This window comes from Allobosea vaviloviae, from assembly GCF_001298265.1.
GTDB lineage: Bacteria > Pseudomonadota > Alphaproteobacteria > Rhizobiales > Beijerinckiaceae > Allobosea > Allobosea vaviloviae_B.
This window is the reverse complement of sequence record NZ_LGSZ01000080.1, coordinates 70,008-96,232: the sequence shown is the minus strand read 5'-3', so window position 1 is coordinate 96,232 and position 26,225 is coordinate 70,008. Positions and strand designations below refer to the sequence as shown.

The window sequence follows — 26,225 nt, the reverse complement described above, 5'->3', positions numbered from 1 at the left end:
ACGAGATGAGCCAGGCGGTCGCTCATCTCGACGAGATGACCCAGCAAAACGCCGCGCTCTCCGAACAGAGCGCGGCCTCGGCCGCCTCGCTCTCCTCCCGCATCGGGCAGCTCAACGACCTCGTCGCGGCCTTCAGGACAGGACAGGAGGGCGCGGGGGCCCCCGCTGCCTATCGCCCGCCGGCGCCGACCGCTTCAGAGCCTGCGCGTCTGCGCCAGCTCGCCGAGACCGCCTTCGTGCAGGCCAGGGCGCAGGCGCCCCAGCTTTCGACGCCGAAGACCCAGCCCTCGGCTTCGGCGCCGCGCCCCGCGGCCCGAAAGGTCGCAAATGGCCGCGCCAACGATGCTGGTTGGGAAGAGTTCTGAACGATCCCGACATCCTCGCATAGCCTGTACGGGGCCTGGATCGCGCAGCGATTCAGGCCCCGATCATGTCGAGGGTGGAGCAGCCGATACGCCGGCTGAGCAACCATGGGCCGCGCCGCCCCATCCAACGCGGTGAAATTCGCGGTTCTCACGATCTCCGAGGGCTTGCGCCAGGACCATGACGACATAGATATCGTGGTGATCTCGCCCGGCGTCACACGCTCCGAGTTCGCCTCAACCATCACAGACCCCGGCGCCAAGGCCGCTATACCGCGTTTAGCCATGGCCGCGTTCAGCCCGCTCGCGATCGAGCCGCAGGCCATCGCCCGCGCTGTCGCCTTCTCGATCCGGCAGCCGGCGGTGGCGAGGTCAGCGCGATCATCCCTGCGGCCCGCGGCCTGCCCGCATTGAACCTGTCGCTCGCGCGGCGCGACTGCAGGTTGAACCTTTGACGTTTGCAAGACCGGATCATGGGCAGGCCCCACCATCCGGGACGACCCTGGAGACCCGACCATGCCTTTGACAAACATGCTTCAGTCGCTGAGCCATTTCGCCGCCGGCTTCGTTGCCTCCGCCCGGCCGACCCGTTCGCTGGAAATCGCCATGGTGGACGAGGCCGACGCCTTTGCCCGCGCCGCGCTCGGCCGCTGGGCGACCGAGGACGGCGCGATCGTCATCGAGCTGCGGCCCGACGGCCGCTACAACAAAGCCAAGCAGGCCGCCCCTGACTGGTATCATGGCCGCTACGAGGTCGATCGCTCGCAGCTCTATTTCGAAAGCGACAGCGGGCAGGTCGCCAAGGGCGAGATGCGCCGCGGCGTACTCAGGATCGGCGAAAAGCAGTTCCACCGGTCGCGGCTCGCGCCTGAGCTCAGTAGCCAACCGTGAAGCGGCGGCGGCTGTGGGCCGGCTTTTCGAGCTCGTCCACCAGCGCGATCGCATAATCCTCGGCCGAGATCTTGCTGTCGCCGTTTCCATCGACGAGAAGCTGGTCGAGGCCGAGGCGGAATTTCGCCGTGCGCTCGCCCGGCGCGATGATCGCCGAGGGTGACAGGAAGGTCCAGTCGAGCGTCTTGTCCTGCTTGAGCAGCTCGAGATAGGCGCCGCCCTTCCGGGCCTCGTCGAGATAAACAGCCGGGAATTCCGGCGTGTCGACCAGCTTCACGCCCGGCGCGACCTCGAGGCTGCCGGCACCGCCGACGACGAGATAGCGTTTGACGCCCGACTGCTTGACGGCGCCGAGCAGCGCGTCGGCGTCGCTGGCGAGGTAGTGAACCGAGCTGATTGCCGCCTCATGGCCGGCGAGAAGTTTGGCGAGGCCGTCCCTGTCGAGGATGTCGCCCTTGACGGCGGTGACGCCGGCCAGGGCCGGCACCTTCTCGGGATTGCGCATGATGGCCGTGACCGCGTGGCCGCGCGAAACCAACTCGTTCAGAATGCGCGAGCCGATGAAGCCGGTGGCTCCGATCAATGCAATGCTCATGACAGGGGTCCTTTGTTCTGGTAACCAACGGATACCAACGATCCATTGGAACCCACATGGCCCGCCCCGTGCCGCCCGTAAAGAAGGCACTTTGGCGAGACATGGTCACTCCCGGGAAACCACCGTGCTGCAACGCCCAGACCCGTTCAACGCGCAATGCCCGACCCGGCAGGTTCTTGACCGCATCGGCGACAAATGGGCCGTGCTGATCCTGATCATGCTCGACCGGGAGACGCTGCGCTTCAACGCGCTGCGCCGCCGCATCGAGAACATCTCTCAGAAGATGCTGTCGCAGACGCTGAAGAGCCTCGAACGCGACGGGCTGGTGCGGCGAGAGGTCTTCGCCACCGTGCCGGTGACCGTCGAATATTCGCTGACTGAGCTCGGGCGGACGCTGGCGAAGACGGTGGAGGCGCTGACGCTCTGGGCCGAAAGCCATATCGAGGCGGTGCAGGAGGCGCAGCGGCGCTACGACCGCGGCGGGCATGAGATGAACTGACGGCCGATTTGCAGGCCTCTGCAAAGGCGCGTCAGGCTGCCCTTGCCGGAACGGCCCGCAGAACGGATGCCACCGCATCGGCCCGAACCAGATCCTCCTGCGACAGCGCGGGAATCGGATCGCCGAGAATGGCGAGCAGCACCTCGCGATCGAGCTGGCCGTTGCCGATGACGCTCGACAGCGCCTCGCGCGTCTCCCGCTCCGCCCGCAACTGCGCGGCCAGCGCAACGATGAGGCGATCCTTCTCCGATAGACGCATGACGCTACACCCGCGGTTCTTGATACCGGTCCAACGGACGGCGTCGTGACAGGTTCCGCCGGGGAGTGCTGGCCTTTCCCGCCATTTCGTGTATACCGCCGCCAACCGGCCTTAAAACCGGCTGCGCGACCCCTCCCCGATGAGGCGATCGCGGGCTTCGGACCCTGCTGGACGACATCCCGGCTCAGGCCCGCCAGATCAACACCCAACCGAAGGATCACACGATGTCGATCACTGCCGAGCGCAAGACCGCGCTCATGAAAGAGCATGCCACCAAGCCGAACGACACCGGCTCGCCGGAAGTCCAGGTCGCGATCCTCACCGAGCGCATCAACAACCTGACCGGCCACTTCAAGTCGCATGTCAAGGACAACCATTCGCGTCGCGGCCTGCTCAAGATGGTCTCGCAGCGTCGTTCGCTGCTCGACTACCTGAAGAGCAAGAGCGAGCCGCGCTACAAGACACTGATCGAGAAGCTCGGCATCCGCCGCTGATCGACGCCTGACGTTCAACGCCCGGTGCGGTTCCGCTCCGGGCGCTTTCGTATAGGGGTTTGCCGCAATGGTGCGGCATCGACCCCGCTACAACGCGGCAGCCGCATGGGGCGGCCTGCCGCATGACCCGCCGGGCGCCTCTCGCCCATGGCAGGATCGCAAAGCGCCCGGGCGCGGATCGTCTTCGTCCGAATCCTGAGCGTTTCGCCGTCTTGCCCATGGGCTTGAGGCACTTGCGGATCGCATCCGATCCGAAAGAAAATCCATGTTCGATGTCCAGACCGAAGAACTGATGTGGGGCGGGCGCAAGCTCGTGCTCGAAACCGGCAAGATCGCCCGCCAGGCCGACGCCGCCGTGCTCGCCACCTATGGCGAGACCGTCGTGCTTGCGACCGTCGTCTCCGCCAAGTCGCCCAAGGCCGGGATCGATTTCTTCCCGCTGACCGTGAACTACCAGGAAAAGACCTTCGCCGCCGGCCGCATTCCCGGCGGTTATTTCAAGCGCGAAGGCCGCCCGACCGAGAAGGAGACGCTGGTCTCCCGCCTGATCGACCGGCCGATCCGCCCGCTCTTCGTCGAGGGCTACCGCAACGAGACGCAGGTCGTCTGCACCGTGCTGCAGCATGACCTCGAGAACGACCCCGACATCGTCGCGATGGTCGCCACCTCGGCGGCGCTCACCCTGTCGGGCGTGCCCTTCATGGGCCCGATCGGCGCCGCACGCGTCGGTTATTTCGACGGCGCCTACAAGCTCAACCCGCTGGTCGACGAGATCAAGGAATCGCAGCTCGATCTCGTCGTCGCCGGCACGCCCGACGCCGTGCTGATGGTCGAGTCGGAGGCCAAGCAGCTCTCCGAGGAGATCATGCTCGGTGCCGTGATGTTCGGCCACAAGCACTTCCAGCCGGTGATCGACGCGATCATCCGCCTGGCCGAGAAGGCCGCCAAGGAGCCGCGCGACTATACCCCGGCCGACAACTCCGTCGTTCTCGACGCCGTGCTCAAGCTGGTCGACAAGGACATCCGCGCCGCCTACCAGATCCGCACCAAGGCCGAGCGCTACAAGGCACTCGACGCTGCCAAGGCCAAGGTCGCCTCGCTGATCTCGGAGACGCCGGACGGCAAGACCACCTTCACCAAGGAGCAGGTCGGCGGCCAGTTCAAGGAAGCCCAGGCCAAGGTCGTGCGCTGGATGATCCTGGACGACAAGGTCCGCATCGACGGCCGCGACCTCAAGACGGTCCGCAAGATCGTCGCCGAGGCCGGCATCCTGCCGCGCACCCATGGTTCGGCGCTGTTCACCCGCGGCGAGACGCAGGCGCTGGTCGTGACCACGCTGGGCACCGGCGACGACGAGCAGTACATCGACTCGCTGGAAGGCACCTACAAGGAGACCTTCCTGCTGCACTACAACTTCCCTCCCTATTCGGTGGGTGAAGCCGGCCGCATGGGTTCGCCCGGCCGCCGCGAGATCGGCCATGGCAAGCTCGCCTGGCGCGCGATCCGGCCGATGCTGCCGGCGAAGTCGGAATTCCCCTACACGATCCGCGTCGTCTCGGAGATCACCGAGTCGAACGGCTCCTCCTCGATGGCCACCGTCTGCGGCACCTCGCTGGCGCTGATGGATGCCGGCGTGCCGCTGAAGGCACCGGTTGCCGGTATCGCGATGGGCCTGATCCTGGAAGGCGAGCGCTTCGCGGTGCTCTCCGACATCCTGGGTGACGAGGACCATCTCGGCGACATGGACTTCAAGGTCGCCGGAACGGCCGAGGGCATCACCTCGCTGCAGATGGACATCAAGATCGCCGGCATCACCGAGGAGATCATGAAGGTCGCCCTCGACCAGGCCAAGGGCGGTCGCGACCACATCCTCGACGAGATGAACAAGGCGCTCTCGACCTCGCGCGGCCAGCTCGGCGAATATGCCCCGCGCATCGAGACGATGAAGATCCCGGTCGACAAGATCCGCGAAGTCATCGGCTCCGGCGGCAAGGTCATCCGCGAAATCGTCGAGAAGACCGGCGCGAAGGTCAACATCGAGGATGACGGCACCATCAAGATCGCCTCGGCCGACGGCAAGTCGATCGAAGCCGCGATCAAGTGGATCAAGTCGATCGTCTCGGAAGCCGAGCCGGGCATGATCTATGACGGCACGATCGTGAAGATCATGGAGTTCGGCGCCTTCGTGAACTTCTTCGGCGCCAAGGACGGTCTCGTCCACATCTCCGAACTGGCCGCCCAGCGCGTCCAGAAGGTCTCGGACGTCGTCAAGGAAGGCGACAAGGTCAAGGTCAAGTTCCTTGGCCAGGACGACCGCGGCAAGATCCGCCTCTCGATGAAGGTCGTCGACCAGGAGACCGGCGAGGACCTGACCGAGAAGCTCAAGGCCCAGCGCGACAGCGAGAAGTCCCGCGAGAAGCAGCAGGCCGAGTGATCGGCCCGCATGTGAGGCGGTGAGCTTCACGTGAAACAATGAAGCGCCCCGCATCGTCAGATGCGGGGCGTTTTTCGTTTTGACTCCCACGTCATGCTCGGGCTTGACCCGAGCATCTCTTGCCGGATTTGATTTCCGGCGCTTCGAGATCCCGAGATTCTCCGGCCCCCGCTGACGCGTCGCCCGAGAATGACGGCTGGCGACGGCGATTGTAATAGTCTAGACATATGCCGGTTCTAGGATACCGGTCATGACACAGCATCGCATCACCTCGCTCGACGCCCTCACCGCGCTCTACCCCAACCCGATCGTACCGGCTTCGATCGCCAAGGAGATCGACCATGTCGATGCGAACTATGCAGCGCTGATCGCCGCCTCGCCGTTTTTCGTGCTCGCGACCAATGGTCCCGGAGGCCTGGATTGTTCGCCGCGCGGGGATCAGCCAGGGTTTGTCACGGTCGCGGACGCGAAAACGCTCCTGATTCCCGACCGAAGAGGCAATAACCGTCTGGATTCGTTGAAAAATATCCTGTTCGATCCGAGAATCGGAATGCTCTTCCTGGTGCCCGGGTACGGCGAGACCCTGCGCGTCAACGGAGTCGCGGTGCTGTCCGACGACCCTGAGTTGTGCGCGCGCTTCGAGATGGCCGGAAAGCTCCCGGCCTGCGTCACCGTGGTCACGGTGGAGAGCGTCTACTTCCAGTGCTCGCGCGCGGTCGTCCGGGCCGGTCTGTGGAACCCGCAGACGCATGTCGCCAAGGGCGCGGTGCCGAGCGCGGGCACGATCCTGCGCGACATCACGGCGCGGGATGCGGCCGTCGAGACGTTCGATGGCGAGGCCTATGACAAGGCGTTGCCGGAGCGCGTCAAGGCGACGCTGTATTGAAGGGGCGACGCAGCCGCCACCTTGTCATTCCGGGGCTTCGCACAGCGAAGGACCCGGAACCCACGACTGGGTGAATGCTTCCATCGCAACCACCCTCACGCTTCGTGAACCTGTCGTCTCACCCGGTCGTGGGTTCCGGGTTCGGCCCGCAGGGCCGCCCCGGAATGACAGGGATGGTACCCTTCAAAGCAGCCCTTCGTTGCCCGCCAGCACCTTGAGGTTCACGTCTGGCCTTGCGCCGACATGGCTGATGATCTCGGCGGCGGCGAGCGCGCCGAGGCGCAGCGAATCACGCACCTCTCGGCCCGAGGTCAGGCCGAAGAGGAAGCCGGCAGCGAAGAGGTCGCCGGCGCCGGTGGCGTCGACGAGGCGCTCGATCGGGAACACCGGCTCCTCAATGACGCCGTCGGGGGTCACGGCCAGCGCGCCCTTCTCGGAGCGTGTGACCACGGCCAGGATGCCTTCCTGACGCAGGGCCGACAGCGCGTCCTCGAAGGCGGCCGCCTGATACAGGCTCTTCAGCTCGTGCTCGTTGGCGAAGACGATGTCGACCATGCGGTTGCGGATCAGCCCGACGAACTCGTCGCGGTAGCGATCGACGCAGAAGGAATCAGACAGCGTGATCGCGACCTTGCCGCCGGCCTTGTGGGCGATCTCGGAGGCCTTGCGGAAAGCGTCCTTGGCCGCCGGCGGATCCCAGAGGTAACCCTCGAGATAGACGATGTCGGCGTTCTCGACCGCCTTGGCGTCGACATCGGCCACGGTGAGGCCCTGGCAGGCGCCGAGATAGGTGTTCATCGTGCGCTCGCCGTCTGGCGTGACGATGATGAAGGACCGCGCCGTCGCCGGCCCGTCCGCTGCGAAGCCTGTGTCGAAGGCCACGCCGAGCGAGGTCAGGTCATGCCGATAGAGCTTGCCCAGTTCGTCCGCCTTGACCTTGCCGATGAAGGCGCCCTTGCCGCCGAAGGAGGCAAGGCCGGCGATGGTGTTGGCGGCCGAACCGCCCGAGATCACCTTGCCAGGGCCCATCGCAGCATAGAGCGCTTCGGCGCGGGCCTCGTCGATCAGCGCCATCGCACCCTTGGTCAGGCCGTGCGTGGCCAGAAAATCCTCCTCGGCGGAGGCGATGACGTCGACGATGGCGTTGCCGAGGGCAAGGACGTCGGTGCGCGTGCTGGTCATGGAGAGCCCAATGCTGTGCGGATGGAGGATGACGGAGAGGAATTCAAGGTGATGGCGGGGCGTGTCGCATCCAAGCCGTCGGGGGTCAAGCGAACAGGGCTCAGGCGGCCCCCTCGGCGCGTGCCCGCCGTGCCGCAGCCTCGTCCAGCACCACCGCCAGACGATTCAACTCCCCGGCGTCCAAGTCGCCGATATCGCGGGCGAGACGGTTCGCCAGCAGAGTCGCTTCCGGTTCGAGCCCGGCGGTGTCGACCGTGACGCGGGGATGCGAGAGATCGGCCAGGCGCACGAGTTCGTCGGCCTCGTCCCAGATCACGCCGAGCACATGGATGACGCCCTGGATCAGGGTGAAGGTCGGGCGCCCGCGCTTGCCGTGTTCCAGCGCCGAGAGATAGGCCGGCGTCACGCCGAGCACGCCGGCCATCTCGGCAAGGGTGATGCCGCGCTGCTCCCTGTGCTCGCGCACGCGCTGTCCGAAGGGGGTCACGGCCCGGCCTCACGGGCCCGGCGCAGCCTGACATAAAGCGCGCCGGAGCCGCCGTGGCGAGCTTGCGCCTCCTCGAAGCCGACGACGAGCGGGCGCAGATCGGGCAGGCGCAGCCAATGCGGCACGACGCGGCGCAGCACGCCACGCTCGTCGCCGAAGAGCGAGGTGCCAGCCGCGCCTTTGCCAGTGACCACGAGCGCGAGCCGCGTGCCCCGCCCTTGCTCGCGGTATAGGAAAGCGCGCAGGGCCAGATGCGCCTCGTCCTGGCGCATGCCGTGGAGGTCGATGACCGCATCGACGCCCTGCTGCCCGCGCCGCAACTGCGTGCGCAGGCGGTTTTCGAGCGGTGCCAGCGGCGGCGGGGTCGCAACCGCCGGCTTGGATGGTGCGAAGCCGGACGGGCCGGCCAGCTTCGGCTCTGCAACGGGTGCAGCCGCGACCGCGACCGGCTCGGGCTCGATCGGCGCACGGCCCGGCAACGGCTTCACCGAGCGCGCCACCTGGCGCCAGAGCGCGAGATCGGCCTCCGACAGTGTCCGTCCCCGCCGCGAGCGCATCGCTATCGCCCGAGGTCGCGCGGCCAGAGCACGGTGAAATCGACCGGGTGGCGGATCAGACCGGCACGATGGCCGGGGCCAGCGCCCGAGCCGACGAAGAGATCGAGCCGCGCGGGGCCCAGGATCGCAGAGCCCGTATCCTGCGCGACCGTCAGACGCGCTAGGCGTTCGCTACCCCCCGTTCCGTCAGGCAGCGTCGCGTCGATCCAGACCGGCAACCCGTAGGGCCAGATTGTTCGGTCGATGGCGATGCTGCGCAGCGGCGTCAGCGGCAGGCCCGCCCCGCCGATCGGACCAGAGTCCGGCGGCAGGTCGTCGCGACGGGCGAAGAAGACGAAGGAGCGGTTCAGCCGGATCAGGTCGCGGGCGAAGCCGGCATCGGCCTTCAGCCGCGCGATCAGCCGGTCCATGGTCATGTCGGCGGGGGCGATGTTCTCCCGTTCGCTCAGGACGCGGCCGAGCGAGGTGTAGGCGTGGCCGTTGCGGCCGGAATAGACCAGCCGTGTCACCGAGCCATCGGGCAGGCGGATGCGGCCGGAGCCCTGCACCTGCAGGACGAAGCGATCCACGGGATCGCGCATCCAGAGAATTTCGAGACCGCGGCCATCGAGCGCGCCGGTCTCGATCGCCATGCGATCCGGGAAGGGCTCCAACCCCGTGGCGGTCCGGCGTGCCGCCGACAAGGCCGTGTCGAGGCCTGGCCACACGTCCTCCGGCATCCGCGTCACGAGTTCGGGCGGGCGGCCGTAGAGCGGCGTCGGATAGGCCTCGGATCGCGTCAGCGAGCCCTCGAACTCCGGCTCGAAATAGCCAGTCATGAACCCGGTCGCCGCGCCGGGCGGTCCGATTCGCCAGAACGAGAAGTTGTGCTCGAAGAAAACTCGCGCCGCTTCGCCGGAAACGGTGCCGGCCTCGGTGAGCAGACGCGCTTTTTCACAGACGGAAGCCAGCGCAGCGGGCAGCTGGACTGAGGCTCTGAGCGGCGGATCCGCCTGGCAACCGCGTGCGAAGATCGCAAGGGCGGCGGCATGGTCGTCGGCCGACCAGCCGGCGATCTGCGCGGGCGCCAGTAGCTCTGCGCTGGCGCCTGACGGCAAGGGTGGGGGAGAGGTGGCCATGCCGGTCACCGGCGTCCAGCAGGCTGCGAGCAGCGCCAGTGCGAAACCGGCGCCACGGATCACGCGGCGGATTCGGTGGCGACCAGCAGCCAGTTCGGATCGCGGCTGCCGAGCTGGCGCGAGAAGGTCCAGATGTCGTTGACGGTCGAGACGGATTCGGCGCTGCCATCGACCACCGCGCCGGCCGCATCGCGGGTCACGCTGATGAGCTGCGAGACGAAGGCGATGGTGACCTGCGCCATCTTGCCCTTCACATCGACCGCCGTGATCTCGGCCTTGTCGATCGAGACGAAGTTGGACTCGGCCTTCTCGCTGCGCTTCTCGCGATCGGTGATCGCCTGTTCGAAACCCTCATAGACCTCCTTGGCGAGGAGGCCCTTCAGCATCTTGCGATCGCCGCGCGCGAAGGCCGTGACGATCGTCTCATAGGCCGCCTTGGCGCCGCCGAGGAACTCGCGCGGATTGAAGGACGGCTCCTGCCGGACAACGGCGTCGATGCCGGCGATGATCGGAGACTCCGGCGGGGCGATATCGCTCCAGCGATCGGCTGACGGCATGGGGGCCGCGGCAGGGTCGTTGGCTGCGGCACCGGGCAGGCGAATGACGTTGTCGCGCTTGGCGTCGGCAGGCGGCGCCTGGTCGGGCCGCAGCGGCGGCGTCTCCCGGCGCGCGAACGGATCGGTCGGCGGCTGCTCGTGGCCAGTCTTCTGGCCGAGCACGGAGCGCAGCTTCCAGGCGACGAAAACGGCCAGAGCCAGGAAGACCAGAGTCGTCATGTCGAAGGAATTTTGCATCGAAAGCTGACCCGAGGCTCCAGTCGCAGTTGAAAGACCAGCGGCCCCTGAGGAGCGCCGCTATGCGTCATATGGTGAGCTAGGCTCGTAACATCCACCCCCCTGCTTGTGAAGGCGGCTTCTTGTGCCGCGCTTTGGTCCGTGATAGCCGACGCCCGCGTCCAGCCGTGAGAGCGGAGCGCAGTCCAGGGCACCGCTACGCGATGCCGGACTTCCCGAGACAGCCTGCCAGAAGCGATGGGACCGATGGCCAACGAACTCCCCAACGGTGCCGGCAACGGCGACGCGATGGCGCCGAGCATGAGCGCCCTGATCCAGTACACCAAGGACTTCTCCTTCGAGAATCCGAAGGCGCCCCGTGCCCTTGGCCAGCAGCAGGCACAGCAGGGGCCGCAGATGTCGCTGCAGGTGAACGTCTCGAGCAGCGCGCTCGGCGACAATGACTACGAGACCGTGCTGCGCCTGGAGGGCAAGGCCGAACTCGAGAACGAGACGCTGTTTGCCTTCGACCTGAGCTATGGCGGCGTGTTTCGCCTGCTGAACGTGCCGGAGGAGCATATCCATCCGGTTCTGGTCATCGACTGCGCCCGTCTGCTGTTCCCCTTCGCCCGGCAGATCATCGCCGAGGCCGTACAGAACGGCGGCTTCCCGCCCTTCTATGTCCCGCCGATCGATTTCGCGGCTCTGTTCCAGCAGCGCATGCAGGAATTCCAGACCCAGCAGGGCGCGCCGCTCGCCTGAGCCGGCTGTGACGATCCGATCGATTCAAAAGGGCCCTCCGGGGCCCTTTTTCTTGCGGTGTACGCCAAACGTTCGCGGCGTGTTTCCCTTGCGGCGGGTGCAGGGCCTCTCCATCTCGAACTCCATCGAAAGGCGGACGGCCACAAGGCCGCCCGCCGTTTTCATGATGCCGGAGGACCGATGGACTACCTGATGACGCTCGCCGCCGACCCCGCAGTCTGGGCTGCTCTCGGTGCCCTGATCGCCATGGAGGTCGTGCTCGGCATCGACAACCTGATTTTCATCTCGATCCTGACCAACAAGCTGCCTGAGCATCAGCGCTCGCGCGGCCGCAGGATCGGCATCGGCCTGGCGCTGATCCTGCGGCTCGCCTTGCTCGGCACGGTCGCGATCATCGTCCAGCTGACAGCGCCGATCTTTTCGGTGTTCGGCAAGGCGTTCTCCTGGCGCGACCTGATCCTGATCGCCGGCGGCCTCTTCCTGGTCTGGAAGGCGACGGCCGAGATCCATCACAAGGTCGATACCAAAGAGCATGAGCAGGTCGCCAACGGCGGCAAGGTCGTCGCGGTAACGTTCGGCGGCGCGATCGCCCAGATCCTGCTGCTCGACCTGGTCTTCTCGATCGACTCAATCATCACCGCCGTCGGCATGACCGACCACATCCCGGTCATGGTCATCGCGGTCGTCTTCGCGGTTCTTGTGATGCTGCTCGCGGCCGACCCGCTGGCGCTGTTCATCGAGCACAACCCGACCATCGTGATGCTGGCGCTGGGCTTCCTCCTGATGATCGGCGGCACGCTGATCGGCGAGGGCTTCGGCGCGCATGTGCCTAAAGGCTACATCTATGCCGCGATGGCGTTCTCGGCGCTGGTGGAAGGCCTCAACATGCTGTCGCGGCGCTCATCGCGCCGGAAGGACGGCGGCTGAGGCTCCGTCTCAGCTCAGCCCTCCTCGGCGATGCCGAGATAGCCGCGCCAGAGCTGGGTCTTGCCGAGCGAGCGGACGAAGACCTCATGCGCGGCGATCGTCGCGTCATCGAGGCGCGGCGCCAGAGGCCGCAGCCGCTGCGGGCGCTCGATCGCGATGCCGGCCAGACCGCCACGGCCGGACTCCGCCGCGCCGAGGATGAGCGACGCCTGCTTGCCGCCGATCAGCTCGATATAGACCTCCGCCAGGATCTCGGCGTCGAGCAGCGCCCCGTGCTTGGTGCGGCGGCTGTTGTCGATGCCGTAGCGCGAACAGAGCGCGTCCAGGCTGTTGGAGGCGCCCGGGTGTTTGCGGCGCGCCATGGACAGCGTGTCGACCACGAGGGAGGGCTCGATCGGCCCCTGCCCGACGCGCTTCAGTTCCATGTTGAGGAAGCCGACGTCGAAGGCGGCGTTGTGGATCACCAGACGCGCGCCCTCGATGAAGCCGATGAAGTCGTCGGCGATCGCGGCAAAGACCGGCTGCGGCGCGAGAAAAGCGTCGGACAGGCCGTGGACCTTGAAGGCTCCCTCCGACATCGGCCGCTCGGGGTTGATGTAGCAGTGGAAGCTGCGACCGCTCGGGCAGTGATTGAGCAGTTCGACGCAGCCGATCTCGACGATGCGGTCGCCGCCATTGGCCTCGACGCCCGTCGTCTCGGTATCGAGGACGATCTCACGCATGGGTCTCTGCCTCGTTCCGGTTTACGCTCTGCCCGCCGCGACCGGGCCGGCCCGCGAGCGCGCTCAGGATAGAGCCGACCTGCCGGCGCGCGGCCAGAACGCCCCGCGCCGTGTCCACAATGAAATGCGCGCAGGCGCGCTTCTGTTCATCCGGCATCTGGCGGGCCATGATCGCGGCGAACTTGTCTTCGGTCATCTCGGGACGGGCAAGCACGCGCTGGCGCTGGACGTCGGCCGGTGCGCTGACGACGAGCACGGCGTCGCAGCGGCTCTCACCTCGCGTTTCCAGGAGAAGCGGCACGTCGAGCACGGCGAGGCCTGCGCCGGTCTCGCGGCAGCGGTGCAGGAAGGCAAGCTCGGTCTCGCGCACCAGCGGATGGATGACGGCTTCGAGCCGACGCAGCGCGTCGGGCCGGCCGAGCACGGCGGCGGACAGAGCCTGCCGATCGACGGCGCCGTCGCGGATCACCCCGGGAAAGGCCGCGCCGATCGGCGCGACGGCGCGTCCGCGATAGAGCGCATGAACCGATGCGTCGGCATCGTGGACCGGAATGCCGTGTTCGCGGAACAGGCCGGAGGTCGTCGATTTGCCCATGCCGATCGAGCCGGTGAGGCCGAGGATGAAGGTCATCGCGTGAAAGCGCCTCTCGGCCCGGCCATGGGTTCGTCCCGTCGAATCAGTCCCCGAGAATATCCGCTTCGAGCTTGGCGCGCAGTGCGGGCGTCACCGACGGCGTCACGCCGAACCAGCGTGCGAAGCCCGGCACCGCCTGGTGCAGCAGCATGCCGAGGCCATCGACCGCGATGCCGCCACGGGCTTCTGCGGCCAGCAGCAGCGGCGTCTTCAGCGGCACATAGACGATGTCGTCGACGACCGTGCCAGGACGCAGGCCGGCGAGGTCGAGATCGAGCGGCGGCTGGCCGTGCATGCCGAGAGCCGTGGTGTTCACGATCAGATCGGCGGAGGCGACGAGGCCGGCACGCTCCTGCCAATCGGCCGCTTCGACTGGCCTCCCCAGCGCTGCCGCGAGGTCGTCGGCGCGGGTGCGGCTGCGATTGACGAGGAGGATGCGGCCCACACCACGAGCCTTGAGCGCAAAGGCGACGCCGCGGGCCGCGCCACCGGCGCCCAGCACGAGCGCCGTGACGACGCGCTTGTCCCAGCCGGAAACGGAGGCGTCGAGATGGGCGAGGAAGCCGGAGACGTCGGTGTTATCCCCGTGAATGCGGTTGCCCTCGCGCCAGATCGTGTTGACTGCGCCGACGGCTTGCGCGGCCTCGCTGACCTCGTCGAGCAGCGGCAGCATCGCTTCCTTGTGCGGCACGGTGACGTTGCCGCCCGCGAATGCGCCGGCACGCAGGCGCTCTACGAAGCCCGGCAGATCGACGGGCGCAACGTCGACCCGCTCATACGACCCTTCGAGGCCATGCTCTGCCAGCCACGTCCGATGGATCAGCGGCGAGCGTGAATGGGCGACGGGGTGGCCGATGATGAAGCAGCGGGGAGGCATGGAGGTCGTGTCCGAAATTAGCGGGCGAGTTGGCCGAGGTCGCGCAGCGCCGCGAGAACGGCGAGAAGCGGCAAGCCGAGAATGGTGAAATGGTCGCCTTCGATCCGCTCGAAGAGCTGGGCGCCCAAGCCCTCGACCTGATAGCCACCGACGCTCGACAAGGCAGCGTCTCCGGCCGCATCGAGATAGCTGATGATGAAGCCAGGCGAGAGCGCGCGCATCGTCAGCCGCGCGACCGCCACGCCCTCGGCGACGGTTGCGCCGTCACGCGCGATCACGAAGGCGCTGTGCAGCTCATGCGTCCGGCCGGAGAGCGCTGCTATCTGATCGGCCGCAGCCATGCGCGTCGCTGGCTTGTGGAAGGCCTCACCTTCGCAGGTCAGCGTCTGGTCGGCACCCAGCACGAGGCGGCCGGGCCTGGCTTGCGAGATGGCCAGTGCCTTGGCGCAGGCCAGCGCGGCAGCCACGGCCTCGGGTGCCGCATCCGCTGCGATCAGCGGCGCCTCGACTGTACGCTCGTCGATCTCGGGCTTGACGATCTCGACGGGCATGCCCGCCGCCAGCAGCATGTCGCGCCGCGTCGCGCTGCCGGAGGCGAGCAGCAGCGGTTGATCGCACAGCCAGAGGGCAGCTTTTCCTCTCGGGACTTGGGCTGTCATGTGGCGATGAACTTCATGCGGTGGTCGCGCAGAAGATCGAGGATCGAAGCCGCCGTCTCCTCGATCGAGCGGCGGGTAACGTCGATCACCGGCCAGCCCTTGCGGGCGCAGAGCCTGCGTGACTGAGCGACCTCGTCGGCAACGGAAGCCGGATCGACATAGGGCGTCTCGTCATCGGCCTTGAGCGAGAGCAGCCGGTTCTGGCGGATCTGGACGATGCGGTCGGGGCTTGCGACCAGGCCGACGATCAGCGGCTTCCTGATGTGCTCGAGCTCGGCCGGAAGCGGCACATTCGGTACCAGCGGGATGTTGGCGGTCTTGATGCCGCGATTGGCGAGATAGATCGAGGTCGGTGTCTTCGAGGTCCGGCTGATGCCGACCAGGATGATGTCGGCGCTTTCGAGATCACCGCCGAGCTGCCCGTCATCATGCAGGAGCGTGTAGTTCATCGCGTCGATGCGGCGGAAATATTCGGCGTTCAGGACATGCTGCGCGCCGGGCTTCGGCGCCGAGGCCTGGCCGAGATAAGACTGGAACAGCGAGAGCACGGGCTGCAGCACGGACAGGCAAGGGCAGCCGAGCTCGCCACAGAATTTCTCCAGCCGCGCCGACCATTCCGGCTCGACCAGCGTGTAGAGCACGACGCCGGGAGAAGCCTCGATCTCCGCCAGCACGCGCGCGAGCTGCGCCTCCGAGCGCACCAGAGGATAGACATGCTCGATCGCCGAGACGGTTTCGTATTGCGCGGCAGCGGCGCGGCTGACCGCGATCAGGGTCTCGCCCGTCGCGTCGGAGACGAGGTGGAGATGAAAATAGTTGCGGGCCACGGTGGCTCCCGGGTCGAGGCGGCGTCAGCCACCTCTAGCCCGCCGGGGCGGCAAAGCAAATTGGACCATCCCCGAAAACGTCCGATTCGGGCTGGGGCCTGACCGCCATCGATGGGACGGGCCTGGGGACCAATGTGGACAAGTGGACAGCCGCAGGCGCCTGCTGGGCGCCTCTGTATAACTCCCGCTTTCCATCAACAGGCCGGACCCTGTGGGGACAGGGAGGCATGTTTCACGTGAATCATTTTGGGGTGACGCGGCCAGCGCGGATTCAGATGGGTTAATAAACCGTTAACGGACCCTGACCGCCCATGCCGGTGTACCGATCGGCGCGGATCGTCTGTGGACAGGTTGTGGACAGTCCTGCGCCGGGCTATTTGCCCCCCTCCAAGAGTCAAAGAAGAAGATTCTCTCTCAAGAATCATATTTAAGAGAGATAGGAATGGGATGGCCGATGAGCACTGCGACCAAGCACGAACCGGCCTTCCTGAAAGCGCTGTCCGGTCAGACGCTGTCGACGCCTCCGATCTGGATGATGCGGCAGGCTGGACGCTATCTGCCGGAATACCGTGAACTTCGCGCCAAGGCTGGCAGCTTCCTGTCGCTGTGCTACAATCCCGAGATGGCTGCCGAGGTGACCTTGCAGCCGATCCGTCGGTTCGGCTTCGATGCGGCGATCCTGTTCTCGGACATCCTCGTTGTGCCACAGGCGCTGGGACAGAAGCTCTGGTTCGTCGAGGGCGAGGGTCCGAGACTCGAGCCGGTCGCTGATGCGACGAGGCTTGGCGAGATCAACGAACGGGCTGACCCGGATCTCCTGGCGCCGGTCATCGAGACCGTCCGCAGGGTCAAGACGTCCTTGCCGCAGGAAACGGCCTTCATCGGCTTCTGCGGGGCGCCCTGGACTGTGGCGACCTATATGGTCGCCGGGCGCGGCACCCCGGATCAAGGTCCGGCCAAGGCGCTGTTCGGCAGTGACCCCGCGCTGTTCCAGCAGATCATCGACCGGATCGTCGAGGCTTCGATCGATTATCTCTGCGCGCAGATCGAGGCAGGCGTCGATGCCGTCCAGATCTTCGACAGTTGGGCGGGATCGCTCGGGGCGGATGATTTCGAGCGATGGTGCGTCACCCCGACCCGCCGAATCGTCGATGGCGTTCGTGCCCGGCATCCCAAATCCCGCATCATCGGCTTCCCGCGAGGTGCGGGCCGGCTGATCCCGCGCTATGTCGCGGCGACCGGGGTCGATGCGGTCGGTCTCGAATCGGATATCGACCGGGCGTTTGCTCGCGACGAGATTCAGTCGCTGGTGCCGGTGCAGGGAAATCTCGACCCGTTGGTGCTGCGCTCTGGGGGACCCGAGCTCGAGCGCGAGGTCGAGGCCGTGCGTGCGGCATTCGGCGACGGTCCCTTCGTGTTCAATCTGGGCCACGGTATCCTGCCGGACACGCCGATCGCCCATGTCGAGCGCCTGCTTGCCGCGGTTCGGGCCTGACGGAGGGCGGTGATGATGGAGCTCAAGTCCAATGTATGAATGGATCAAGGCCGTCCATGTGATGGCGGTGATCTCCTGGATGGCCGGCATGCTCTATCTGCCACGGCTGATGGTTTATCATGTCGAGGCGCCGGTCGGCTCGATTCAGTCCGAGACCTTCAAGATCATGGAGCGCCGGCTGCTGAAGGGGATCATCAACCCCGCGATGATCGTGACCTGGGTGCTGGGCCTGTACCTCGCCTGGTCCGCTTTCGGCTTCAAGGGCGGCTGGCTGCATGGCAAGATCCTGCTGGTCTTCATCCTGTCGGGCATCCATGGCTATCTCGCAGGGCGGGTCCGGGCCTTCGCAGAGGACCGCAACGTCAAGTCCGCGCGCTTCTACCGGATCATCAACGAGGTGCCGGCCGTGCTGATGGTCGGGATCGTCATTCTGGTCATCGTGAAGCCGTTCTGACGATTTGCGGTTTCCCGCTTGAGCAGGACAAGATTTCCAGCTATCAGGGGCGTACGCTTCTCCAGCGTTCTCCCTGTTGTCGATGGTTCGTGAGCCGACTGCCCTAGCAGCCGCTCGTGGCGCGCAACCTCCGCGCCGTCCGTCTGGGCCTGTCGACCCTTCCATTGCCGTCCTGGTCCCGACCATTTGCGTCGGGACATTCACGATCCGGGTGCCCCATGCGGGAAATCAAACTCCAAGACCTCAAGGTCAAATCGCCGACCGAGCTGCTCGCCTTCTCCGAGGGGCTCGAGGTCGAGAACGCCAGCACGATGCGCAAGCAGGAGCTGATGTTCGCGATCCTGAAGCAGCTCGCGGCGAAGGACACCGAAATCCTCGGCGAAGGCGTGGTCGAGGTCCTGCCCGACGGGTTCGGCTTCCTGCGTTCTCCCGATTCCAATTATCTGCCGGGCCCCGACGATATCTACGTCTCGCCGACGCAGATCCGGAAGTTTGGGCTTCGCACGGGCGACACCGTCGAGGGGCCGATTCGCGGACCCAAGGATGGCGAACGCTATTTCGCGCTGCTCAAGGTCAGCACGATCAATTTCGAAGATCCCGAGAAGATCAAGCACAAGATCAATTTCGACAATCTGACGCCGCTTTATCCCGACGAGCGCCTGCGCCTCGAAGTCGCCGAGCCGACCAAGAAGGATTTCTCGGCCCGCGTCATCGACATCGTCGCGCCGATCGGCAAGGGCCAGCGCGCTTTGATCGTGGCGCCGCCGCGCACCGGCAAGACCGTGCTGCTGCAGAACATCGCGCAGTCGATCACCACCAACCACCCCGAATGCTATCTCATCGTGCTTTTGATCGACGAGCGGCCCGAGGAGGTCACCGACATGCAGCGCTCCGTGAAGGGCGAGGTCGTGTCCTCGACCTTCGACGAGCCGGCCACCCGCCACGTCCAGGTCGCCGAGATGGTGATCGAGAAGGCCAAGCGCCTGGTCGAGCATGGCCGCGACGTCGTGATCCTGCTGGATTCGATCACCCGCCTCGGTCGCGCCTACAACACCGTGGTGCCGTCCTCGGGCAAGGTCCTGACCGGCGGTGTCGACGCCAATGCGCTGCAGCGTCCGAAGCGCTTCTTCGGTGCCGCGCGCAACATCGAGGAAGGCGGCTCGCTGACGATCGTGGCGACCGCGCTGATCGACACCGGCTCACGCATGGACGAGGTCATCTTCGAGGAGTTCAAGGGCACGGGTAACTCCGAGATCATCCTGGACCGGAAGGTCTCGGACAAGCGCATCTTCCCGGCGATCGACATCCTCAAATCGGGCACCCGCAAGGAAGAGCTCATCACGCCGAAGGATGTGCTGGCCAAGACCTATGTCCTACGCCGCATCCTCAACCCGATGGGTCCGCAGGACGCGATCGAGTTCCTGATGGACAAGCTCCGCCAGACCAAGCAGAACGCCGACTTCTTCGACTCGATGAACACCTGATCGGTCGGCGCAGTCTTCAAGACGCGCTCTGCGTCCCAGCACGCCAAGCCTGCGCCTGGAGCGGTGGTCAGGCGATCGATTCGGGTCCGTGACATGCGGGTTTCGAGGGCATGAGCGAGCCTGACACCCATTCGACGATCGTGGCGTTGTCGTCGGGCGCTGGCCGGGCTGGCGTGGCCGTCGTCCGCATCTCAGGACCGCACGTCAGATTCGTTCTCGAAACGATTGCGGGTCTTGTGCCGGAACCGCGCCAGGCCGTGCTGCGCAGGCTTCGCGACGAGGCGGGCGATGTCATCGATAGCGCGCTTGTCCTGTATTTCCCCTCCCCAGCCAGCTTCACCGGCGAGGATGTCGCCGAATTCCATGTCCATGGCTCGCGCGCCGTGCTGGCGCGGCTCCTCGCGGTTCTCTGCGCCCTACCCGGCCTGAGGCTGGCTGAACCCGGCGAGTTCACGCGTCGTGCGTTCGAAGCGGGCAAGCTTGACCTTGCGGCCGTCGAGGGCCTTGCCGACCTGATCGATTCGGATACGGAATGGCAGCGTCACCAGGCTCTGCGCCAGATGGAAGGCGCGCTGGGCGCGTCCGTCACGCGGTGGCGGTCCGGTCTGGTCGAATCGATGGCACTGCTCGCGGCCGAGATCGATTTTTCCGACGAGGGCGATGTCGCGGGTCCGCTGGTCGAGCAGGCCGTGGCGGGCGTCGCTGCGGTGCTGCTTGAGCTGCGTGCGGCGCTCGGCAGCTTCGCGATGGGCGAACGCGTGCGCGAGGGGTTCGTCGTCGTGCTGGCCGGGCCACCCAATGCCGGCAAGTCCAGCCTGATGAACGCGCTCGCCCGCCGCGATGTCGCGATCGTCTCTCCGATTGCCGGGACCACCCGAGACGCGATCGAAGTTCAGCTCGATCTCGCAGGGATGCCTGTCCTGCTGGTCGATACGGCTGGGCTGCGGGACAGCGCCGATGCGATCGAGGCGGAAGGCGTGCGCCGGGCGCGGACGCTGGTCGCGAGAGCCGACCTTGTCCTGAGCCTACGCGCCATCGATTCGGAGCCGGATCGAATCCATCATGATGGTCATTCGCTCGCGATCGTAACCAAAGCAGACCTCCCTGGGCCGCAGCTACCGGGCGAATTGCCGATTTCGGTGATTTCGGGCGATGGCCTCGACGCGCTGCTGACGGCGATCGTCGCGCGGCTCTCGGCAATGACTCAGGCGGAGCCGGCCCTGCTGACCCGGGAGCGACATCGCCTTGCGGTAACGCAGGCCATCACCGCGCTGGAGCGCGCCGTAGAGAGCCGGCATGGCCAGGCCGAACTCCTGGCGGAGGACATCCGCGTCGCCGTGCTGGCGCTCGAGCGTCTGCTGGGGCGTATCGATGTCGAGGATGTGCTGGACCAGCTCTTTTCCGGCTTCTGCATCGGTAAATGAGTAGGGCTCCGTCGCAAGCTCCCGGAAAGCCCCACGAATCCGATAATCATTGACCCGTGGCGGCCGCTTCGATAGCGAACTGCCTATGTCTCATGATCCTGTCGAAGCGCGTTACGACGTCATTGTCGTCGGCGGCGGCCATGCCGGCGTCGAGGCTGCCGCAGCGGCGGCGCGTCATGGTGCGCGCACGGCGCTCGTGACGCATCGTATCGATACGATCGGCGTAATGTCGTGCAACCCGGCGATCGGCGGATTGGGCAAGGGCCATCTCGTCCGCGAGATCGATGCGCTCGACGGGTTGATGGCACGGGCGGCCGACCGTGCCGGCATCCAGTTTCGGATGCTCAACCGGCGCAAGGGTCCAGCCGTACGCGGTCCCCGTGCCCAGGCCGATCGCAAGCTCTACCGCCAGGCGGTGCAGGATCTGCTCGCCGAGCAGGCCAATCTGTCGCTCATCGCAGGCGAGGTTTTCGACCTCGACATCCGCGACGGTCGTGTTGTTGCCGTGCTGATGGCCGACGGCCGTCGATTCGGCACCGGAACGGTCGTGCTGACGACAGGCACCTTTCTGCGCGGCTTGATCCATATCGGCGAGGCCAAGATCCCGGCGGGCCGGGTCGATGAAGAGCCTTCGCTCGGTCTCTCCGTCACGTTGGAGCGTCACGGCTTTCCGCTGGGACGGCTCAAGACCGGAACGCCGCCGCGTCTCGATGGCCGCACGATCGACTGGGCTGCGCTGGAGATGCAGGCCGGGGATGATCCGCCCGAGCCGTTCTCCATGCTGACGGACAGGATCACGACGCCGCAGATCTCATGCGGGATTACGCGCACGACACTGGCGACGCATGATCTGATCCGGGCCAATCTGCATCGCGCGCCGATGTTCTCCGGCCAGATCGAAGGGCGCGGCCCGCGCTACTGCCCGTCGATCGAGGATAAGGTCGGGCGTTTCGGCGATCGCGACGGCCACCAGATCTTCCTCGAGCCCGAGGGGCTGGACGACCCAACGGTCTACCCGAACGGCATCTCGACCTCCTTGCCGGAGGACGTGCAACTCGGGGTCCTCGCCACCATTCCCGGCCTGGAGCGGGCGGTGATGCTGCGGCCGGGTTATGCGATCGAGTATGATTTCGTCGATCCGCGCTCGCTGCAGAACACGCTGGAGACACGCGCCGTGGCAGGGCTGTTCCTGGCCGGGCAGATCAACGGCACGACCGGTTATGAGGAGGCTGGCGCGCAGGGGCTGTTTGCGGGCCTGAATGCCGCGCGACGGGCAGCCGGCGCCGAGCCTGTCGTGTTCGAGCGGACCTCGTCCTATATCGGTGTGCTCGTCGATGATCTCGTCACGCGCGGCGTTACGGAGCCGTATCGAATGTTCACGTCGCGGGCCGAGTTCCGGCTGTCCCTGCGGGTGGACAATGCCGATGAACGGCTGACCGAGCTGGGATCGACGCTTGGAATTGTGGGATCGGAGCGCCAGGCCGCCCATGCAGCCCGCAGCGCAGCAATCGAGAGCCTGCGGACGCGGCTTCAGTCTCTCTCGCTGACACCGCAGCAGGCGGATGCGGTCGGGCTTCAGGTCAATCGCGATGGCGTGCGGCGCAGTGCCTACCAGATCCTGTCCTATCCGGATGTCGGTTTCGAGCAGTTGGTCGCGATTTGGCCCGAGCTTTCGGCCTATCCACCGGGCATCGCTGCCCGCGTCACGGCGGATGCCGTCTATGCCGTCTATCTCGACCGCCAAGCGGCTGAAATCCAGAGTTATCGGCGCGATCAGGCGTTGAAAGTGCCGCAGGATCTCGATCTCGACGGCATTTCCGGATTGTCCAACGAACTCAAAGCCAAGCTGGCCAACGAGCGTCCTGCCGATCTGGCGCAGGCGGGCCGGATCGAGGGTATGACGCCGGCGGCCCTGACGCTGCTGGCCGCCCATGCGCGCCGCGGCCGTACGACGCGTGCCGCTGAGCCGGCGGCCTGATTCGTGGCTGTTGATAATTCCGACCGCGCGCGCGCTTTGCGCTTGACGCCTGTTTCACGTGAAACAGAGGAGCGCCTGGCGGTGCTCGTTGCGGAGCTGGAGCGGTGGCAGGTGGCGAAAAATCTGGTCTCCTCGGCGACCCTGGCGGATGTCTGGACCCGCCATATCGCGGATTCACTGCAGCTGTTCGACCTGGCACCGGACGCTGCGAAATGGCTTGATCTCGGCTCTGGCGGCGGATTTCCGGGCCTGGTCATCGGCATATGCCTGGCGGAGAGATCAGGCGGCCATATCCATCTTGTCGAGAGCAACAGCCGCAAATGCGCCTTTCTGCGGCATGCGGCGCGCCTGACAGGGGCGCCGGTCACCGTTCACGCCGCGCGCATTGATGATGTGATCGGCGATTTCACGGGGTGCGTCGATGTCGTCACCGCCCGCGCGCTCGCTCCGCTGCCCCAGCTTCTCGACTGGTGCAAAGAGCTGTTGAGAACAGGGACCCTTGGACTCTTTCCCAAGGGACAACATCTAGATGCGGAATTGACGGACTCGTCCAGATATTGGAAGATTCAGGCATCAACGGTTTCCTCCGTCACGGATGGCGCCGCTCGGATCCTGATGGTTCGTGCGGCCGAGAAACAGGCCGATCAATGACCGATCTCACACCTATTGCCCAGCCGCGCCGCCCGCGCGTGTTGGCGCTCGCGAATCAAAAGGGTGGCGTCGGCAAGACGACGACGGCGATCAATCTGGGAACGGCGCTGGCGGCGATCGGTGAGAAGGTGCTGATCATCGACCTTGACCCGCAGGGCAATGCCTCGACAGGCCTCGGGGTCGATCGCCGGAGCCGCAAATCCTCGACCTATGACGTGTTGTGCGGGGATGTCGGTCTTGGCCAGGCGATGCAGGAGACGGCCGTTCCGGGGCTGTTCCTGGCGCCGTCGACGCTGGACCTCCTCGGGGTCGAGCTGGAGATCGCGTCGTCCAAGGATCGGGCCCATCGGCTTAAGAACGCCATCGACGAACTGGTCTATGACCAGCGCTGCTCCGACCTGACCTATGTGCTGATCGACTGCCCGCCCTCGTTGAGCCTGATCACGATCAATGCGATGACGGCGTCCGATGCTGTCCTCGTGCCGCTGCAGTGTGAGTTCTTCGCGCTCGAAGGTCTCAGCCAGTTGCTCAAGACGGTCGAGCAGGTGCGTGCGGGCTTGAATCCGCGCCTCATCATCCAGGGCGTCGTGCTGACGATGTACGATCCGCGCAACAATCTGTCGGGCCAGGTGATGGCCGATGTGCGCGAATTCCTCGGCGACAAGGTCTATGACACGGTGATCCCGCGCAATGTGCGGGTTTCCGAGGCGCCTTCCTATGGCAAGCCGGCGCTGCTTTACGATCTGCGCTGCTCGGGCTCGCAAGCTTATCTGAGGCTGGCGTCCGAGGTGATCCGGCGCGAGCGCACCCTGCGCGCCGCAGCCTGAATTCCTTTTTGCGTAGAGGTTGACGAGGATGGCTATGGCCGAAGAACAGGGGCGCTCACGCCTCGGCCGGGGTCTGGCAGCGCTGATCGGCGATGTCGGCGATGAGATCGGAGCATTGGAGCGGGCCCGCGGCCAGCGCCGGGTGCCAGTGGAATTCCTGCGCCCGAGCGCCCGCAATCCGCGGCGTAATTTCGTCGAGGAGGATCTCGAGGAGCTGACAGCGTCGGTGCGCGAGCGCGGCATCCTCCAGCCGATCATCGTGCGGTCGATCGCCGGCATGCTCGATGCCTATGAGATCATCGCAGGCGAGCGGCGTTGGCGTGCGGCGCAGCGCGCCGGGCTGCATGATGTGCCGGTGATCCTGGTCGAGGCCGATGATCGCGAGGCGCTCGAAATCGCGATTGTTGAGAACGTCCAGCGGACGGATCTCAATGCGATCGAGGAAGCCGCCGGCTATGAGCGGCTGATCGCGGAGTTCAATTACACGCAGAACGACCTCGCGCGCGTGATCGGCAAGAGCCGAAGCCATGTCGCCAACACGCTGCGCCTGTCGAAGCTGCCGGAATCGGTTCGCCAGATGGTCAGCGACGGCTCGGTCTCGGCTGGCCACGCCCGGTCCCTGCTTTCCGTTTCGGATCCGGAACTGATGGCGCGTCGCATCGTCGAAGAGGGCATGAGCGTCCGCGACATCGAGCGGATCGTGCAGGACGAATCGCGTGGCGAAACCAAAAGCATCGCGAGCAAGCCGAAGCTCGAGAAGGATCCCGATACACGCGCGCTCGAAAAGGTGCTCGAGGAGGCGCTTGGCCTGTCAGTTTCGATTACACACCGTGCCAATGGCGGCGGTGAGATGAAGATCAGCTACAAGACCCTGGAACAGCTCGACGGCCTGTGCCGGCGTTTGAAGGACTGACGCGGGCCTATTCGCCGCGCGCGGTCTGCCGTCCCAGCCGCGCCAGCGTCCAGAGCGCGCGGGTCGCGCCGGCCCGGCCGATCTCGCCATCGCGACGCGCGGCAAGGGTGGCATTGCCAAGCAGGGTGACGGCGTCCATCAGCTTGGCTGTCGTCCAGTTCGACAGAGCGACCTCGGTTGCCGCGATGCGTGGATAGGGCAGGCGCATCGCGGCCACCATATCGCGGGCGCTGCGTCCTGCATCCATGCCCTGGCGGGCCTTCAACAGTGTCAGCGTGTGACGCAGCACGGTGCCGAGCATCACGCCGGGGTCGAGCCCCTCGCCAGCCAGTTTCGCCTGGGCGAGATCGAGAGCGGGCAGTTTGCCCGAGAAGACCGCATCCACGAGCATCGCCTGTTCACGCTGGGCCGTGTCGCCGACAACGGCATCGATATGCGTCTCGCTGACGGTTTTCTCGGCCCCGACATAGAGCAGCAGCTTTTCGATCTCACGGCGCGAGGTCTGGCGATCGCCGCCGAGCAGGCCAGCGAGATGGTCCCGGCTGGCGCGGTCGATCGTCTTGCCGGCCAGACGGACCATCTCGTCGATGATTCCAACGAGATCGCGGGCGGCATCGCCGTAACATGGCACCGCCAGCGCTGTCCGCGCGCGCTCGCAGGCGGTTCGCAACGGATTGCTGCGCTGGAGATCGCCGGCTTCGACGATGACGATCGCGTCCTTCGAGGGTGTCGTCAGTAAGGGCTCGACGGCGGCCAGCAGCGGCTTGGAGGTCGGCGAGACGCGAATGGCCCGCCGACCCCCGAACAACCCGATCGTATTCGCCTCGTCGACGAGCTTGAGCGGATCCGAGGCGATCTCGTCGCCGCTCATGCGGACGAGCTGGAAGGCGTCACTGGGGTCGTCGACATGGGCGCGGGCGAGCGCGGAGGCACGCTCCGAGACCAGGCCGGCATCGCGCCCGTAGATCAACACGAGGCGGTAGGTGGAATCGAGCCTCGCGAGCGCCCGGTCGGCCTCATGCGCCTTGATGGCGACCATGGTGGCGTTTCCGGC

29 protein-coding genes and 1 pseudogene are annotated in these 26,225 nt (G+C 66.1%); 17 read left to right on the top strand and 13 right to left on the bottom strand.

All coding sequences use genetic code 11. The annotated features are described in order from the left end of the window. The 3 genes and pseudogenes from AE618_RS28640 to AE618_RS25335 all read left to right on the top strand — a co-directional run. Window positions 1–365 (top strand): annotated as a pseudogene (locus tag AE618_RS28640) (hypothetical protein); the annotation flags it as partial. A 105-nt stretch (window positions 366–470) separates the two neighbouring features. Beyond that, window positions 471–776 (top strand): hypothetical protein, encoded by a 306-nt coding sequence (locus tag AE618_RS25340; RefSeq protein ID WP_054211849.1) that lies wholly within the window; start codon window positions 471–473, stop codon window positions 774–776. 102 nt (window positions 777–878) lie between these two features. Next, entirely contained in the window at window positions 879–1,253 is a 375-nt protein-coding gene (locus tag AE618_RS25335) for an Atu4866 domain-containing protein (RefSeq protein WP_082365574.1), read from the top strand. Here the strand turns inward: AE618_RS25335 and AE618_RS25330 are convergent. After that, complete coding sequence (locus AE618_RS25330) at window positions 1,237–1,848, bottom strand: NAD(P)-dependent oxidoreductase (protein WP_054211847.1); 612 nt, start codon at window positions 1,846–1,848, stop codon at window positions 1,237–1,239. The genes AE618_RS25335 and AE618_RS25330 overlap by 17 nt on opposite strands. A 127-nt stretch (window positions 1,849–1,975) precedes the next feature. Here AE618_RS25330 and AE618_RS25325 point away from each other — a divergent pair, with 127 nt between their 5' ends. Beyond that, window positions 1,976–2,347, top strand: a complete 372-nt coding sequence (locus tag AE618_RS25325) for a winged helix-turn-helix transcriptional regulator (protein WP_054211859.1) — start codon at window positions 1,976–1,978, stop codon at window positions 2,345–2,347. Window positions 2,348–2,378: 31 nt separating this feature from the next. On the opposite strand, the gene AE618_RS25320 is transcribed toward AE618_RS25325, so the two are convergent. Then, window positions 2,379–2,606, bottom strand: coding sequence for a hypothetical protein (locus AE618_RS25320; RefSeq protein ID WP_054211846.1), 228 nt, complete (start codon window positions 2,604–2,606; stop codon window positions 2,379–2,381). Between the two features lie 224 nt (window positions 2,607–2,830). Between AE618_RS25320 and rpsO the strand changes: the two genes are divergently transcribed. The 3 genes from rpsO (at window position 2,831) to AE618_RS25305 (ending at window position 6,420) form a co-directional block, all read left to right on the top strand. Further along, window positions 2,831–3,100, top strand: coding sequence for a 30S ribosomal protein S15 (gene rpsO, locus AE618_RS25315; protein ID WP_054143123.1), 270 nt, complete (start codon window positions 2,831–2,833; stop codon window positions 3,098–3,100). Window positions 3,101–3,365: 265 nt separating this feature from the next. Then, the gene (gene pnp / locus AE618_RS25310) at window positions 3,366–5,534 is read left to right on the top strand and encodes a polyribonucleotide nucleotidyltransferase (protein ID WP_054211845.1); all 2,169 of its coding nucleotides are present in this window, start codon (window positions 3,366–3,368) and stop codon (window positions 5,532–5,534) included. 250 nt (window positions 5,535–5,784) lie between these two features. Beyond that, window positions 5,785–6,420, top strand: a complete 636-nt coding sequence (locus tag AE618_RS25305) for a pyridoxamine 5'-phosphate oxidase family protein (protein ID WP_054211844.1) — start codon at window positions 5,785–5,787, stop codon at window positions 6,418–6,420. A gap of 183 nt (window positions 6,421–6,603) precedes the next feature. Here AE618_RS25305 and AE618_RS25300 read toward each other — a convergent pair whose 3' ends face one another. The 5 genes from AE618_RS25300 to AE618_RS25280 all read right to left on the bottom strand — a co-directional run bounded on the left by AE618_RS25300 (window position 6,604) and on the right by AE618_RS25280 (window position 10,558). Next, window positions 6,604–7,602, bottom strand: coding sequence for an adenosine kinase (locus AE618_RS25300; RefSeq protein WP_054211843.1), 999 nt, complete (start codon window positions 7,600–7,602; stop codon window positions 6,604–6,606). A 100-nt stretch (window positions 7,603–7,702) separates the two neighbouring features. Further along, on the bottom strand, window positions 7,703–8,089 hold the full coding sequence (locus AE618_RS25295; protein WP_054211842.1) for a helix-turn-helix domain-containing protein: 387 nt from the start codon (window positions 8,087–8,089) through the stop codon (window positions 7,703–7,705). Next, on the bottom strand, window positions 8,086–8,646 hold the full coding sequence (locus tag AE618_RS25290; protein WP_054211841.1) for a Smr/MutS family protein: 561 nt from the start codon (window positions 8,644–8,646) through the stop codon (window positions 8,086–8,088). Before AE618_RS25290 ends, AE618_RS25295 begins: the two co-directional genes overlap by 4 nt. Before the next feature lie 2 nt (window positions 8,647–8,648). Next, window positions 8,649–9,827, bottom strand: coding sequence for a murein transglycosylase A (gene mltA / locus AE618_RS25285; RefSeq protein WP_054211840.1), 1,179 nt, complete (start codon window positions 9,825–9,827; stop codon window positions 8,649–8,651). After that, window positions 9,824–10,558, bottom strand: a complete 735-nt coding sequence (locus tag AE618_RS25280) for a Tim44/TimA family putative adaptor protein (protein WP_054211839.1) — start codon at window positions 10,556–10,558, stop codon at window positions 9,824–9,826. The genes mltA and AE618_RS25280 overlap by 4 nt, the downstream gene beginning before the upstream one ends. Window positions 10,559–10,804: 246 nt before the next feature. Between AE618_RS25280 and secB the strand changes: the two genes are divergently transcribed. Both secB and AE618_RS25270 read left to right on the top strand, forming a co-directional pair. After that, window positions 10,805–11,299 (top strand): protein-export chaperone SecB, encoded by a 495-nt coding sequence (secB, locus tag AE618_RS25275; protein ID WP_054211838.1) that lies wholly within the window; start codon window positions 10,805–10,807, stop codon window positions 11,297–11,299. A 180-nt stretch (window positions 11,300–11,479) separates the two neighbouring features. Further along, window positions 11,480–12,226, top strand: coding sequence for a TerC family protein (locus AE618_RS25270; protein ID WP_054211837.1), 747 nt, complete (start codon window positions 11,480–11,482; stop codon window positions 12,224–12,226). Window positions 12,227–12,240: 14 nt separating this feature from the next. Here the strand turns inward: AE618_RS25270 and dnaQ are convergent, their stop codons facing one another. Genes dnaQ through AE618_RS25245 form a run of 5 tightly spaced genes read right to left on the bottom strand, consistent with a single transcriptional unit; the run spans window position 12,241 to window position 15,945 of the window. Further along, complete coding sequence (gene dnaQ, locus AE618_RS25265) at window positions 12,241–12,948, bottom strand: DNA polymerase III subunit epsilon (RefSeq protein WP_054211836.1); 708 nt, start codon at window positions 12,946–12,948, stop codon at window positions 12,241–12,243. After that, window positions 12,941–13,579, bottom strand: coding sequence for a dephospho-CoA kinase (gene coaE, locus AE618_RS25260; RefSeq protein WP_054211835.1), 639 nt, complete (start codon window positions 13,577–13,579; stop codon window positions 12,941–12,943). Before coaE ends, dnaQ begins: the two co-directional genes overlap by 8 nt. Before the next feature lie 46 nt (window positions 13,580–13,625). Then, window positions 13,626–14,459: a shikimate dehydrogenase gene (locus AE618_RS25255; protein ID WP_054211834.1), complete on the bottom strand. Its 834-nt coding sequence runs from the start codon at window positions 14,457–14,459 to the stop codon at window positions 13,626–13,628. Window positions 14,460–14,476: 17 nt separating this feature from the next. After that, window positions 14,477–15,118: a Maf family protein gene (locus AE618_RS25250; RefSeq protein ID WP_054211833.1), complete on the bottom strand. Its 642-nt coding sequence runs from the start codon at window positions 15,116–15,118 to the stop codon at window positions 14,477–14,479. Beyond that, the gene (locus AE618_RS25245) at window positions 15,115–15,945 is read right to left on the bottom strand and encodes a pyruvate, water dikinase regulatory protein (protein ID WP_054211832.1); all 831 of its coding nucleotides are present in this window, start codon (window positions 15,943–15,945) and stop codon (window positions 15,115–15,117) included. The genes AE618_RS25250 and AE618_RS25245 overlap by 4 nt, the downstream gene beginning before the upstream one ends. A gap of 454 nt (window positions 15,946–16,399) precedes the next feature. Between AE618_RS25245 and hemE the strand changes: the two genes are divergently transcribed. The 8 genes from hemE to AE618_RS25205 all read left to right on the top strand — a co-directional run bounded on the left by hemE (window position 16,400) and on the right by AE618_RS25205 (window position 25,171). Continuing rightward, complete coding sequence (gene hemE / locus AE618_RS25240) at window positions 16,400–17,440, top strand: uroporphyrinogen decarboxylase (RefSeq protein WP_082365573.1); 1,041 nt, start codon at window positions 16,400–16,402, stop codon at window positions 17,438–17,440. Window positions 17,441–17,471: 31 nt separating this feature from the next. Next, window positions 17,472–17,894, top strand: coding sequence for a protoporphyrinogen oxidase HemJ (gene hemJ / locus AE618_RS25235; protein ID WP_082365572.1), 423 nt, complete (start codon window positions 17,472–17,474; stop codon window positions 17,892–17,894). Between the two features lie 218 nt (window positions 17,895–18,112). After that, the gene (gene rho / locus AE618_RS25230) at window positions 18,113–19,378 is read left to right on the top strand and encodes a transcription termination factor Rho (protein WP_054211830.1); all 1,266 of its coding nucleotides are present in this window, start codon (window positions 18,113–18,115) and stop codon (window positions 19,376–19,378) included. Between the two features lie 110 nt (window positions 19,379–19,488). Continuing rightward, the gene (mnmE, locus tag AE618_RS25225) at window positions 19,489–20,802 is read left to right on the top strand and encodes a tRNA uridine-5-carboxymethylaminomethyl(34) synthesis GTPase MnmE (RefSeq protein WP_054211829.1); all 1,314 of its coding nucleotides are present in this window, start codon (window positions 19,489–19,491) and stop codon (window positions 20,800–20,802) included. 85 nt (window positions 20,803–20,887) lie between these two features. Continuing rightward, window positions 20,888–22,780 (top strand): tRNA uridine-5-carboxymethylaminomethyl(34) synthesis enzyme MnmG, encoded by a 1,893-nt coding sequence (mnmG, locus tag AE618_RS25220; RefSeq protein ID WP_054211828.1) that lies wholly within the window; start codon window positions 20,888–20,890, stop codon window positions 22,778–22,780. A gap of 3 nt (window positions 22,781–22,783) precedes the next feature. After that, window positions 22,784–23,431: a 16S rRNA (guanine(527)-N(7))-methyltransferase RsmG gene (gene rsmG / locus AE618_RS25215; protein WP_054211827.1), complete on the top strand. Its 648-nt coding sequence runs from the start codon at window positions 22,784–22,786 to the stop codon at window positions 23,429–23,431. After that, window positions 23,428–24,258: a ParA family protein gene (locus AE618_RS25210; protein ID WP_054211826.1), complete on the top strand. Its 831-nt coding sequence runs from the start codon at window positions 23,428–23,430 to the stop codon at window positions 24,256–24,258. The genes rsmG and AE618_RS25210 overlap by 4 nt, the downstream gene beginning before the upstream one ends. 34 nt (window positions 24,259–24,292) lie before the next feature. Next, the gene (locus tag AE618_RS25205) at window positions 24,293–25,171 is read left to right on the top strand and encodes a ParB/RepB/Spo0J family partition protein (RefSeq protein WP_054211825.1); all 879 of its coding nucleotides are present in this window, start codon (window positions 24,293–24,295) and stop codon (window positions 25,169–25,171) included. 7 nt (window positions 25,172–25,178) lie between these two features. Here AE618_RS25205 and holA read toward each other — a convergent pair whose 3' ends face one another. Then, entirely contained in the window at window positions 25,179–26,210 is a 1,032-nt protein-coding gene (gene holA / locus AE618_RS25200; protein WP_054211824.1) for a DNA polymerase III subunit delta, read from the bottom strand. Window positions 26,211–26,225: the final 15 nt, after the last annotated feature.

Bases quoted from the DNA above. Each gene is read 5' to 3' on its own strand.
- AE618_RS25340 (WP_054211849.1), top strand. From the start codon at position 471: ATGGGCCGCGCCGCCCCATCCAACGCGGTGAAATTCGCGGTTCTCACG.
- AE618_RS25335 (WP_082365574.1), top strand. From the start codon at position 879: ATGCCTTTGACAAACATGCTTCAGTCGCTGAGCCATTTCGCCGCCGGC.
- AE618_RS25330 (WP_054211847.1), bottom strand. From the start codon at position 1,848: ATGAGCATTGCATTGATCGGAGCCACCGGCTTCATCGGCTCGCGCATT.
- AE618_RS25320 (WP_054211846.1), bottom strand. From the start codon at position 2,606: ATGCGTCTATCGGAGAAGGATCGCCTCATCGTTGCGCTGGCCGCGCAG.
- rpsO (WP_054143123.1), top strand. From the start codon at position 2,831: ATGTCGATCACTGCCGAGCGCAAGACCGCGCTCATGAAAGAGCATGCC.
- pnp (WP_054211845.1), top strand. From the start codon at position 3,366: ATGTTCGATGTCCAGACCGAAGAACTGATGTGGGGCGGGCGCAAGCTC.
- AE618_RS25305 (WP_054211844.1), top strand. From the start codon at position 5,785: ATGACACAGCATCGCATCACCTCGCTCGACGCCCTCACCGCGCTCTAC.
- AE618_RS25300 (WP_054211843.1), bottom strand. From the start codon at position 7,602: ATGACCAGCACGCGCACCGACGTCCTTGCCCTCGGCAACGCCATCGTC.
- AE618_RS25290 (WP_054211841.1), bottom strand. From the start codon at position 8,646: ATGCGCTCGCGGCGGGGACGGACACTGTCGGAGGCCGATCTCGCGCTC.
- AE618_RS25280 (WP_054211839.1), bottom strand. From the start codon at position 10,558: ATGCAAAATTCCTTCGACATGACGACTCTGGTCTTCCTGGCTCTGGCC.
- secB (WP_054211838.1), top strand. From the start codon at position 10,805: ATGGCCAACGAACTCCCCAACGGTGCCGGCAACGGCGACGCGATGGCG.
- AE618_RS25270 (WP_054211837.1), top strand. From the start codon at position 11,480: ATGGACTACCTGATGACGCTCGCCGCCGACCCCGCAGTCTGGGCTGCT.
- dnaQ (WP_054211836.1), bottom strand. From the start codon at position 12,948: ATGCGTGAGATCGTCCTCGATACCGAGACGACGGGCGTCGAGGCCAAT.
- coaE (WP_054211835.1), bottom strand. From the start codon at position 13,579: ATGACCTTCATCCTCGGCCTCACCGGCTCGATCGGCATGGGCAAATCG.
- AE618_RS25255 (WP_054211834.1), bottom strand. From the start codon at position 14,459: ATGCCTCCCCGCTGCTTCATCATCGGCCACCCCGTCGCCCATTCACGC.
- AE618_RS25250 (WP_054211833.1), bottom strand. From the start codon at position 15,118: ATGACAGCCCAAGTCCCGAGAGGAAAAGCTGCCCTCTGGCTGTGCGAT.
- hemE (WP_082365573.1), top strand. From the start codon at position 16,400: ATGAGCACTGCGACCAAGCACGAACCGGCCTTCCTGAAAGCGCTGTCC.
- hemJ (WP_082365572.1), top strand. From the start codon at position 17,472: ATGTATGAATGGATCAAGGCCGTCCATGTGATGGCGGTGATCTCCTGG.
- rho (WP_054211830.1), top strand. From the start codon at position 18,113: ATGCGGGAAATCAAACTCCAAGACCTCAAGGTCAAATCGCCGACCGAG.
- mnmE (WP_054211829.1), top strand. From the start codon at position 19,489: ATGAGCGAGCCTGACACCCATTCGACGATCGTGGCGTTGTCGTCGGGC.
- mnmG (WP_054211828.1), top strand. From the start codon at position 20,888: ATGTCTCATGATCCTGTCGAAGCGCGTTACGACGTCATTGTCGTCGGC.
- AE618_RS25210 (WP_054211826.1), top strand. From the start codon at position 23,428: ATGACCGATCTCACACCTATTGCCCAGCCGCGCCGCCCGCGCGTGTTG.
- AE618_RS25205 (WP_054211825.1), top strand. From the start codon at position 24,293: ATGGCCGAAGAACAGGGGCGCTCACGCCTCGGCCGGGGTCTGGCAGCG.
- holA (WP_054211824.1), bottom strand. From the start codon at position 26,210: ATGGTCGCCATCAAGGCGCATGAGGCCGACCGGGCGCTCGCGAGGCTC.